Genomic DNA, 12,923 nt, shown 5'->3' with positions numbered 1-12,923 from the left:
AGCTTCTTTAGCATTATTCATTAAAGTAGCATTGTTTACAATGTTATTTACATCTACAATAGCTTCTTTAGCATTAATATCAGCTTTAGCAGTATCTTTTTGTGCTTCTGATAAGTAACTTAACTTATCAATAGCAGCAATAGCATCTGCTTTAGCTGTGTTTAAATTTGTAACTCCATTAAGATTATCTGTTGCATTTGATAAATTAGTTAACTTAATTTGTAAGTTTGGATATGCTGTATCAAAGTTTGTATATGTAGTCAAATCATTTAATGCTGAAATAGCATTATCAAAGTTTGATTTATTTGGAGTTGTTGAAGCTTCTGTATATCTTATTTCATTATTTGATTTAATCTCTTTAGCAGCGGTAAGTTTTGGAACTCCATTATTAACAGCTGTTGCATTATCAACAATCGCTTGTACTTTATCAAGTGTGTTTGTATCTTGTGAATCAATTAAGTTTTTGGCAGCTTGTCTTTGAGCATCTGATAAGTTTGTTAATTGATCAATTTTATTTTTAGCATCTTGTTTTTGAGCTTCTAATAATTTGTTAGCAACATTAGCGATAGTTGTTTGCTTTTCAACTTCAGCTTTAGCAGCTTTTTTCTCAGCCTCTGATGAGTTAGTTAATGCATCGATATCAACATTAGCATTTCTTTGAGCTTCTTTTAATCTTGTTTCACCATTAAGTTCATTATAAGCAATAGTTAATCTGTTTTTTGCAGTTACCGCTTCACTTTGATCTTCATTGAAGTTATTTATATTTTCATAAGTTTTTGCATGAGTCAATGCTTGATCAAATTCATCTTTATTTGGTTCTTTTTTAGCTTCTGTATAGTTAGGAGTTGTTAATGCTTCATTAGATGATTTTATTATTTTTATTAAGTTATTAATTTGTTCAATATTATTCTTAATAGTTGTTGCATTAGATAAAAATTCTGCTGATGCAATTTGTTTTCTAGCTTCAGCTTTTTGAGTTTCTGATAAAAATGAACCAGGGTCGTTAACCATAGCAAGCGCTTGTTCTTTAACTGCATCAACTAATTTTTGTCCATTTAAAGCATTTCTCGCACTTTGCAATTCTCTTAATGCAGTATCAACTTGTTCTTGTGTTGCCTTTTTATCATTCAATACTGTGCTAGCTGCAGAAAGCTGTTCACGATATTTTGTTTGAAAATCTGCTGAAGAGTCGGCATATGGGTTTTTTGCATAAAATTCTGTTGTTGCTAAACCATACTCTTCTTGAAGGGTTGATTTATCAACCTTTGTATAAACTACGTCATATTCAACAACATTTGAAAATCTAGAAAATTTTCCATCATGGTCAACAATAAAATGACCATTAATATTTTTCCGGAAAGTCATTGTGTAACCATCAATTTGAGGTGGTGTATAATCAACACTATTTCCTCTTTGAGTGTTGTCTGTTCGTTTTTCATAGTTATTATTAGGATCAGCGTTAACAATGTCCTTAATTAAGAATCTTTGTTCTCTTGTATTATCAGTAGAAGTTACAGTAGTTTCAGGGAATGTAACAACTTTTGAATATAATGAACCTGAATTATAAACTGGTGCTGTTATAGTTTTTGTTAAAACTGCACTTGAAGCTGGTATTTGTGTATCTGAATCAATTCCTTTAAATGTTTGTTTGATAACAACTGGATAGTTATCAAATTGTTTTTCTTTTTTAGGTCTTTCTCCTCTTAAGATAACATCAACATATTTTCCTGAGTATTGTCTTGATGAAACTGATTGGAAAACCCCTGAGAATGCACCTTTTGCTACATTTGGTTTTGATTCAGTTGTAAATTCAATTGTGAATTTATATCTACTAGAACTTCTTGTTTGAAAAATTCAACCAGAAGTAAAATCTTTGTTATAAGTTTTTAAACCATCTTCAAATTGTCCGGTGAAGCTATCATATCTATCTGCTATTTTGCTATATGAATCTTTATCTTCTCCACCTAAAAGTTTTGGATTATTTCCACCTTCAATATAAGGATTAGTTTTTACGCTTCATACTTCAGCACGATATAAAATATTATCTCAGGTTTGAGCTTTGTTCGTGGCATTTGCATATCATTTAAGATCAACACCATTATCACCAAGTGCTTGATAAGCATTTTCACCTGAAATTCAAGATTTTTCTAATGAACTGATTCTTCCTTCTCTATCTTGTGACTGACGTGTTATTTTGATTTGTGAACCATCTTTAATTTTTAAATCATCTGTAAGTGCAAACATAAAATATGCGTGTTGCTCGTCCTCTTTATTACCCTCTTTTCCTATAAAAGCAAATTCTTTAAAGAAATCTAAAGTCCAGCTAATTTCACCATTAGCTTTCGGTGTTTTAGTTATACCAATTGATCTGTTTAAATATGAATCTGGACGCGTTCTTTCTCCTCGATTGAAAATATTAGCACCTAATTTGTAATCATATGTACCTGTGTCAGTTGAATCATCTCAAGCGTATTCTTTTAGATTTGGAGCTTGAATACTATCATATGTCCAACTATTATCTCAATTTAGAATCCCTTCACCAGCTTTGCCTCTTTCAGGATTTGCAGTTGTTACAGTTTCATTTGTTGCACTTACTGTTGTAAGTAAAGCAAGTGGAGTTGTAACTCCTGCGCTTAAAGGTAAAAGAATTCATTTTTTCTTGTTTTTCAAGTTCATAAAATTTCCTTTTTCAATAAATACTTAAGGAAGCTAAAAATATTAATTTTTAAGCTAGAAAAGCACTTATTTTATTCTTTTTATAAGTCAAATATTCATATATTACATATATTAAATATATTTATATATAGCATAAAAATCGTCTTTGAGGCAACTTTTTTTTTTTTTTGCAAAAAATGTAATTTTTTACATATTTTCACCCTTAAAGTTTCACATTTATGAAATTTTTAAGTGATTTTTGTGAAATTTTTTGGTTTTTAAAAAAAATACAAAAAAATCAGCACTATTTTTATCTAGTACTGATTGATTTTGATTGTTTATTAATTGTTAATTAACTTCTTATTTTTTCTTTCTGCCAAATACAAAGATTAACATACCGATTAATCAAGATACAAATGAAGCAGCTACAAAGTATGGTCAGATTAAGATTGGTGATGCTTGTTTTAATTTTTTATCAATAATTGTTTGTTTAACCACATCTTCATTTCTATAAGAGTTAAGATTATTTAAAATTTCATCTGAATTGGCAATTGCTTTATTAATTGCATCTTGTTTATCTTTAGATAATTTTTCAAATTTCTTAGATTTGGTTAAATCTACTAAATCATTTTTAGCTTTAGCCAATTCTTCAGCATCAACATATAATTGAGTAATTTGATTATGTTTATTATCAAATTCTGTGCTTGTAGCATTATTATCTAAAATGTTATTGATCAATGTTGCTTTGGTTGTGTCATTAAGCACATCGCTCGCTTTAACTTGTTGAATTAATTTGTCTTTAGCTTTAACGTTATTTAAGTTATTTACAAAGCTTGAATCATTAGCTAAATTCAATGTTTCGCTAATTAATTTATCTCTGGTTTCATCAGAAATTTTGTTTTCTTCAGCTTCTTGATGTAATTGATCAATTAAGTCTAATCTAGCTTTTTCATTGTCTAATTTATTAGTAAATTCTTCGCTTGTTTCATCTAATTCTCTAATGTTTTGAGAAATTGAATCTTTTTGTTCTTGTGTAAAGTTTGGATTTTGTCTAACTTGATCAATTGCTTCTTGTTTCTTGTTAATGTTTTTAGCTGTTTCATAGTATTTTTCATCTTTTGGATCGTTAGCTAAAACATCTTCAACTAATTGAGCTTTGTCTTCTTGGCTTAAGTTTGGATCTTCTTGAATTTCTTTCAATTTATTGAATTGATCACGAATTTTATCAAGGATTACTGGAGCTTTGTCATCGTTTCCCTTGAATGAATTTATTTCATTAATTAAAGCTTCTTTTTGTTCATTTGGTAGATTTGAAACTTGAATTTCGTCTATTAATTTTTGTTTTTCTTTAACCTTATCAATTTGGTAATTTAATGCTGGTTTAGCTTGTTTATTTTCTAATTCAGCAATTTCATTAACTAAATTGTTCTTTGTTGTTTCAGGTAAATTATCATCGCTTCTAATTTCTTTAATAGCATCTTGTTTGATTTTTTCATTGTTTAACTCTTCATTAAATTTAGGACTATTAGGCTCAATGTTGGCTATGTTTTTGCTTAATTTAGCCTTATCGTCTTCTGTTAATGAATCATCATTATTTAATGTTTTATATGCATCTTCTTTAGCTTTGATTTTACCAAGCACATCATCATAGTTTTCTTGTGTTGAATCTGCTTTAACAATATCCTCGATCAAGTCTGCTTTTTGTTCTTGAGTTAAATTGTCATCATTCTTAATTGCTTCAATTAATTTTGATTTATCAACAATTTTGTCTAAATTGTTTAAAAATTCTTCTTTAGTAATTGCTTCATTGTCGTTAGGAGATTGAACATTATTTAATTGGTCAATTAAGGCTGCTTTTTCTTCATCTGTTAAATTAGGATTACTTTGAATTTTTTCAATTGCTTTATTTCTAAAGTACTCATAGTTAGTTTCTCCATCAAGTGCTTTTTCAGCCGCTATTAAGGCTTTTTGTAAGTCTTGAACTTCTTTTAAGTTTAAGTTATTACCACTAGGATCAACTAACGCATCAACTTTGGCTTTAACATTATCATAATTTGTTTTTGGCTCTTCGGTTGCTGCTACATATTTATAATTACCTTCTTGAGCTAAATCATTAGCTATTTCTTGAGCTTTAGTTTTAATTTCTGCCATTGCGTTATCAAGAAGTTTAGCATCTTCTCCAACTTGTTTAAGGTCGGCAATTAATTTTTTCTCATTTAATGATTCTTTAAGAGCTGCTTTTTGAGCATCATTTAAATGTTCTAAAGCATCGATATCAGCAATAATTTGTTGTTTTACTTCATCAAATTTCTCATTACCATCTAGAGCTTGTTCAGCAACTTTGATGTTATTAATTAAGTCAGCAACTGCTTCTGGACTTAGTTGAGCACCACCATTTTCTTTGTCAACTAAAAATGTAGCTTCATTTAATAAATCATCATATTTATTGCGAGGATCTTCATCAGCATTTAAGTATTTAGGTGTGTCTTTAACTGGTGCTTGATTTGCTAATTCCTCTTTCAATAAGCCCATTTGGTCATTTAAATTAGTTGCATTAGCAACAATTTCGTCAATTTCTTCTGGTGATGTTGCATTATCGATTTGAGTAGTTAAACCTGCTTTTTGTAAATTATTAATGTGTTCTAATTCTTCTAATTTAGCTAAAGCTTCTTCTCTACGTTTTTTAATGTTTTGTTCACCATTTAAGGCAGCAATTGCATCATGAACTGCTTGGTTTTGGTTTTTAATTCTATCTAAATCAACAATATTATTAGTATCTGAATTTGGCTGATTTAATTTAGCTAATAATTCTTTAGCTGCATCAATGGCTTCGTCATAATTCCCTTTTACATCATGTTCTGAACCTGTGTAATGAATTGAGTCTTTAATACCACTTTCACCATCAATATTGTCTTTAAGCATTTTGGTTAAATCGTTAATTTGCTTGTTCTTAGCATCAACTGTATTAACATCGGCAATTGATGTTTGAGCATTGATTTGATTAATTAAAGCTGTTTTTTGAGCATCTGTTAAATCAGTGTAAGTTGGATTATCACCATTGATTTTAGCAATCGCTTCATTTTTAGCTCTTTGTAATCTTTCTTCACCGTTTAAATCGTTGATTGCTTTATTTAATTTTTTGATTGCTTCATTAACTTGGTCTAATGATAAATTAGCACCATCAACTTTATTTAAAGCATTGTCACGATTAGCAATTTGATTGTTGTATTCGGCTTGTCTATCTTCGAATGCTTCTTTATATTTGATGCTATCTTTATCAACAGAGGCAATTTCGCTATATGTTTTCATTGCGTCATCTAATGATTTAGCATCTTTTTCAAATTCATTAAGTTCAGCTAATGGAGTTTTATAAACTTTGTCAATTAAAGCCGCTTTTTGAGCATCGTTTAAATATTGCTTGTCATTAATAGCTTTAATTAAAGCTTTTTTGGCCTCATCATCAGCTTTGGCTTGGGTTAAGATGTCATTAATATTTTTGTCATATTTTTCACCGTCTGCAGTGTTTAATTCAGCCTCTTTAACGGTATCTTTATAAGCTTGTTTTTCTGCTTGTGTTAAATGTGTTAATTTGTCTATTTCATCATTAATGTTAGTTTTAGTTAAGTTTAATGCTTGGTTTAGATAATCAGCCACTTTCTCAGCACTTAACTCTTTGTCATCGGCATTAATTAAATTGATTAATGCTTGCTTGTTGTCAGGAGTTAAGTTATCAAAATTGTTTAATTTATCTTTAAGATCGCTTCTAATACCATCTAATAGGCCTTTAGCTTGATTTGCTTCATTTACTTTGGCGTCTAAATTAGTAGCTTCACTGTTAAGATCGTCAGCGCTTACAGAAGTTAAGTCTTTGTTGCTTAATTCATCTAAAGCATTTTGAAGATTTTTAAGTGCTGTATCATAAGCGTCTTTATTTTCTTTATCTAATTTATAAACATCATTGTTTTTGTAATCATTTAATTCGTCTAATTGTTCTTTAACATCGGCAATTTTGGCATCTAATGTTTCTGCTGCTTCTACAATAGTTTCAGCATCTGCTTGAGCGTCGGCGTTAGCAATATTTTCTTTTAATTGTGCTTTTTGATCATCAGTTAAATTGTTTAAAGCATCAATTCTTTCGTTTAATGCATTTTGGTTTTGATCACCATTTAACTCACTATAAGCAGTTTGTAAATTACTTAATACTGTTTCAACAGCACTCAATTCTGAGTTAGCACCATCAGTTTCACTAAGTAATTCTTGAGCTGTTGATAGAGCATTATCATAATCTTGTTTTTTATCAGCATCTGCTAAAGTATAAACAATAGCTGTTTTAGCATCGTTGTTTTGATTATCTTCAACAACTTTATTGGTTAAAGCAGTTAATTCAGCTTTAACAGCATCACTTAATTCTTTCATTTTAGCATTTAATGTGTTCGCTGTTGTGCTACGAGCTTGAATTGCTTCAGTTGAAGTAGCTGATTTTAAATCTGCTTTATAAGCATCTAATTGATTGTTGTTTAAATAAGGGTAATTATTTGTTGCATCTGCAATAGCTTTTTCAATTTCTGCTTTAAGTTGAACTTTAGCTACTTCATCAAGAGTATTAGCGTTTGCTAATTCATCTAATAAAGCTTGTTTTTGTTCTTCAGGAACATTGTTATTAATGTATTGGGTAACTTTTTCTTTTTCAACTTGTAAAGTTGTTTTAAAGCCTGTTAAAGTAATTGTTCTTGTGTTAGTTGAAACAACTACTGGATTTTGTGGATCATTATTTGAATTCAATATTGCTTTGGTTGAAGCAATTTTGAATTTTATATCTAATGTACCATTATCATTGTTTGGAGATAATTCAATGCTGTTTAAATAACCTTCAACATTTAAGTCTGCCGGGTTGTTAAACGCTTTAATAGCTTCTTTAGCAACTTCACTTGCCAATTGATTTCTGTTAATTGCGTTAGTATCATTTTCATTAATAGTAAATGGAATGTTTGAATCAGCTAAAATAGCGTCCACTCTTTCTTGTTCAGTTAAAGTGCTTAAGGCATTATTGTTATTTAATGTATAAACTTTGGTTGATTTAACATTTTCAAGATTTTCTTTAGTTGATTGATATTTGTAACTTAAGTCTAATTTACCTGTTAATTCATTTGGATTTGAAATAACTAAATCAACTGGTTTAACATCTGCAGGGATTGTAGAATCGTTAAATTCAATTTCATCAGTTGTAATTTCACTCGCTGTATCTGTAGCTCGATTTGCATCTTTAACTTTAGCTAAAGCAAGAGATAAATCATTTAATCTTGCAACTTCTTCATCATAACGTTGTTGACCGTTTAAAGCATCAATTGCGCTTTTAATTTTTTTGTTTAAAGCATCAATTGTTTCTTTATTCATTAAATCAGAATTATTTTCAGTATTTAAAGCAGCTACTAAATCTTCTGCTTCTTTAATCACTCCACCTTTTTGATTACCATCTTTAGTTGGATTTCCATCATAGGCTTCTCTTAAGGCGTTAGTAGTATAAGTATAATTATTGCCTGCTGTTACAGCATCTTGATCTGCTATGTAATCGTTCAAGGTTTCCATTGAAGAATTTAATGCACTATTAGCTGCATCTTGACTAGTAACACCATCAATTGTTGTTTGTTCATTAATTAAAGCAATTGCTTTTTCTTTTTGTTTATCAGTTAATGATGAATAATCAGAATTAATTTTTCTAATCGCTTCATCTTTAGCTTCTTGTAATTTTTCATCACCATTTAAATTACTAATTGCGTCTTGAATTGCTTTAGTTCTCTTTTTAACTTCTTCTAATGATAAATTAGATCCTTTAGTTTTATCAACATCGGTTTTTTGTTGATTTACTGCGTTATCTAAAGCACTCTTATTATTATTATCTGCTTGAGTATAATCTGTGCCTTCTTTAATTGTTTCAATATTATTAGTTGCATCGTTGTAAGCTTCCATTGCTTCATTTAAATCACTTGCATCTTGTGCAATTTGATCTAATTGATTTAGATTAGCTTGATCAATTTTATTTTTAAGTGCTGTTTTTTGTGCATCATTTAAATATTGATGATTATCAATTGCTTTTTTCTTTGCATCTTTTTGATTTTTTTCATATTCAGCTTGAGTTAAAAAGCCAGTTCTTGTTTGCAATGCTGAAACATCACTATAAATATCATTGTTGTCAAGTGCTTCATCAGTAATTGTTACTAAATCTTCTTTAGTTCTTGTAGTTTTTAATTTATATGTATATGAAACTGAACCATCAGTATCATTTGGTGTAGGAGATGATAAATCAGTTAATTCAACTTGATTAGTAGTTCCATAATTATCTGCTAAAGCAATTGTGTAATCAGTATTTAAAGTTGAATCTGAAGCACGTTTAATAGGGTCTGCAGTGATGTTAAGAATTGTATTTTGATTAGTATCTGTGTCTTGTTTGACTAAATTATTTAATCTAGTAGATTCTGTTTCAAAACCAGTAATTTCTGCAGTTTTTTCATCAGAAATTGCACTTGCATTAACAGTTGACTGTAATTTATATGCAATTTTAATTTTTCCGGTTATATCGTTATAACCAAGATATCTAACACTATCTGCATAAATTTGTGTTTTTGTTGGCAATACTCAAGCAATATCTTCAGTATTATTATCTCTTTTTACAACAGATGAAGCTTGAATATTTGGTTTTTCACTCGCATCTTTATAATCTGGAGTAGCATTTAATTTATTAACTCTATTTTCTTCATTAGCAAAACCAGTAATATCATAGGTTTTATCTTGAGTATAAACATTAGTTTTATCACTTGATTTTACTACTCTATAAGTAACAGTTAAAGTTCCTGTGTCATTATTACCGCTAATAGAAATAACTTCAGTTTCTAAACCACCGGCATCAGGAGAAATGCTTAGTTGAGAAACTAATTTTTTGTCAGCAGTTGTAGGTTCAATATTTTTATTTGGATAATCAAAAGTAGCAGTATAGTCTTTAATTCTGCCTCTTTCATTATTAATATCAGTTCATTTTTCTACAATTGCTTTAATATTTTTGTCTGAACCTATTAAAATTTTGTCAGTAAATGGTTGATTTGCATCATAATTGTCTTTGTAAAGAGTGGCATTTTCTATTTCTTGTTTAACTTTATTTTGTTCTGTTTCTATTAATTCATTTAATGCTGAAATTTGAGTTTTAGCTGTTGTTTTTGCAGTCACAAAAGCACTAGCCATTTGTCCGTTTATTTTTTTAATAAATTCACTATTTACACTAAGTGTGACTGTATTTTCATTATAAGAAAAAATATTGAATGTACTCAAAGCACTTTTTAAATCATTTTTAGCAGTTGTTTTTTGATTTGCATCTAAATAGTTAAAATTATCTATTTCGGTATTAAATTCATTAATTGCACCATCAAGACCTTTTGCTTTTTCTATTCATTGTTTAGCAAAAATGTCATTATTATCATTATAAAACTTAGTAAGAATATCAGTTGATTCAAAAATATTTTGAATAGTTTTATCAGAAGCATTTTTTAAGTTTTTATCAAATGCATCAAGAGCTTTTAAATCAATCTGACTTTTAGAACTTGCAAATTCAAAAGAACCTAAATTATTAAAGTCATTTTCTGATTGTTTATAAATTTCAATTTGTGACTTAACTGAATTTTTGTCTTTATTTAATTTATTAACTTTACTAATTAACTCAATAATTGCTTTAATTTGCTCGTTTGTAGCATCTAAATTAGCAAATGGATTTAGTTGGCTTTTTAAACTAAGGTTTTTAACTTGAGCTTTAATTGTATTGATAATAAGGTTTTTAGCTTTATTGTAATTTCCACTATAAGTTGAAGAATTTTGTTCAGTAATTGGATAATCTGCTAATTTTGCAAAATATTTTTCAATTTCAGTTTTACCACTATTTATTACAGCAGTTAAATAATTATTAAGTGCATTGTAGACTGAATCCATTGAAGTTTTTAAATTATTATATGATGCACCACTTGGAGTAGAAATTGAATATTCTGTAGAAGTAGTTCTATCGATTGCACCAGTTTCAGTATTGTATTCAGTTGAACGGAAATTAATTTTGTTAATGTTTCTACTTATTATTGAATCTAAAGAATCTTTAGATGATTTTGTAGCTAAAGCATAAATGATTTTGTTAGTTATATTTTCATTGTAAGTTGAATCATAAACATCATTACTAAGAGGGAAATCACGAATTTCTTTATATTTTTTTTCAATTGTTTCTTGTTGTTTATCAAGAGTATCAATTTTCTCTTTTCATTTAGTTAAAATAGTACTATCTGAATATTGCTTACTTGCTTCAAATCCTGATTCATTATCTAATACCATTTTTAAATAATCTTTTTGACCTTTGTTTAATCATTGTTTATTATCAACATATTTCTTAGCTAATTCAAGATCAGTATATGTATAAGTAATTGGATTGAATTCAATTCCATCACTATCAAATCTACTTGATGGTAATGGGCTAGCGGTTAATGAACTGCCGTTTTTAACTTTTCATTTTTTAGCATCTCTACTATTAATTGTACTTGTTAAACGTAAAGAATTTCTACTATTTACTGCTTTTGTATCTTGATAAACACTTTTGGTACTAATTGTTTTTTTGTTTCTATTAATTCCATCTTTATTAATCTCATAATTAATATTTGAATTTCCATTTTCAGCAATTCTTAAAGTCGTTTCCGGAAATGCATCACTCTTAGGATCATAAAGATCAGAACCAAGTTCTGAATCAACAAGTTCTAAAGTATAGAATTTTTTACGTTGAGATTCAGATCTATCAGCTATTTTTCAAAATCCAGAAACAATTCTTTGATTATCGTCATCATCTTTTTGACGATATTCAGCTGATCCAAAGAAAGATTTATTGGTTGTTGATGAACCGGTATTACCAAAAAATGTTGTAGTGCTTGCGTTAGCCACATCATTATATGGCTCAAATTCTACTTCTGCTACTGCTCCGGCAACTAAATAATCAAGCTTTTTATCCATTTCTATATTGAAGACAAATAAACCACCTTGATTGTTATATATAATGTCAGCCGGTCTATCATTATTAATAAGATTTTTTTGGAATAAACCAAAATTTACATATGAACCACTGCTATTTGATAACTGAAATCCTCTTGATCTAATATCTGACATATTGGTTGGAGTAGATACTAAAATATCATACATTCCGTTATGCTTATCTGAAGATCTATAATTGTCTCAAGTTCTTTTTTGACTAAGCAAATCAGCACTCAACCCATTTGTATATGATGTTGGAGTGTTTTTGTAATAAGGCAAGTATGCATAATTAGTTAATCATGCTTCTAAAGTATCTCCAGCTTGAGAAGCACGAAGAGGATCTTTATTTACTCTTTGTACTTTTCCAATTCAAGGTGAAATATCATAATCAGATAAGTTAGCATTTTTTTCTTCTTTTAATTTGATAGTATAAGTTTTTTGTTGTAAAACATTTGAATTATTTCTATCATCAACTTTAATATACAAGTGAATTTTAATATCACTTGCTATTTTCATATCATTTGAAAAATAAAATGCTCCTGTATAGAATGTTGATTGCGCACCTTGAGTTGCAGAACCATGTAATGGTTTATTAACTAAGTTGTAACCTATTTTAAATCTTTTGGTATCAGTACTTGGATTATATCCATTCCCATTTCATCACGGTCCATGATCTACACCTTTGTCTCTAAAACCATCTACTTGTCAAGAATAAAGTGTTCCACTTTCTGTTGCATAATTAGTACCTGTTCAATCGGAAACATTTACGTTGTTTGGAAAACCTGGATTTGAGGCATCAAATAATCTAAATCATGAATCTCCAACTGCTCGATATTGTCAATTAGCATTGGTGTCGTTGAAATTCTGATTACCGTTTGAATTAAAAATATTTATATATCTATATGGTGCATATCTGGCATTATGATTTGAAGTTGGAAGTGAATTATAGTTCTTTCAAAGATTATCCTGTAAATCAATATTAACTTTATCAAAAGTTCAATTAGTGCCTGAAGTAGTTTTACTTGTCACATTGGTTGAGCTTGTAGTCGATGAAAGAGTCAAAACAAGTCCTGCTAATGGTACTGATGCAGGAATAATTAAAAGGCTCCTTTTTAATGCTTTATTTTTCATACATATCTCCTATTCTATATATATATATATATGTATATATGTAATATAAGTGTCAATTGTATCAGAATTACTAAGAGAATTATGAAAAAATTCAA

The 12,923-nt window shown here is 28.8% G+C and carries 2 protein-coding genes; both read right to left on the bottom strand.

Translation table 4 applies throughout. The features are described 5' to 3' along the window. The coding region (locus VBM90_RS01365; RefSeq protein ID WP_323176593.1) for a hypothetical protein at positions 1-2,676 on the bottom strand (2,676 nt) is incomplete at its 3' end. Positions 2,677-3,015: 339 nt separating this feature from the next. Beyond that, a complete protein-coding gene (locus tag VBM90_RS01360; RefSeq protein ID WP_323176592.1) occupies positions 3,016-12,828 on the bottom strand; it encodes a hypothetical protein in 9,813 nt (3,270 codons plus the stop codon). Between the last annotated feature and the right edge of the window lie 95 nt (positions 12,829-12,923).

The sequence above is a fragment of the Mycoplasma sp. 2704 genome (assembly GCF_034863285.1).
Lineage (GTDB): Bacteria > Bacillota_I > Bacilli_A > Mycoplasmatales > Metamycoplasmataceae > Mycoplasmopsis.
The sequence above is the reverse complement of the archived record's forward strand: the minus strand, read 5'-3'. Positions and strand labels throughout refer to the sequence as shown.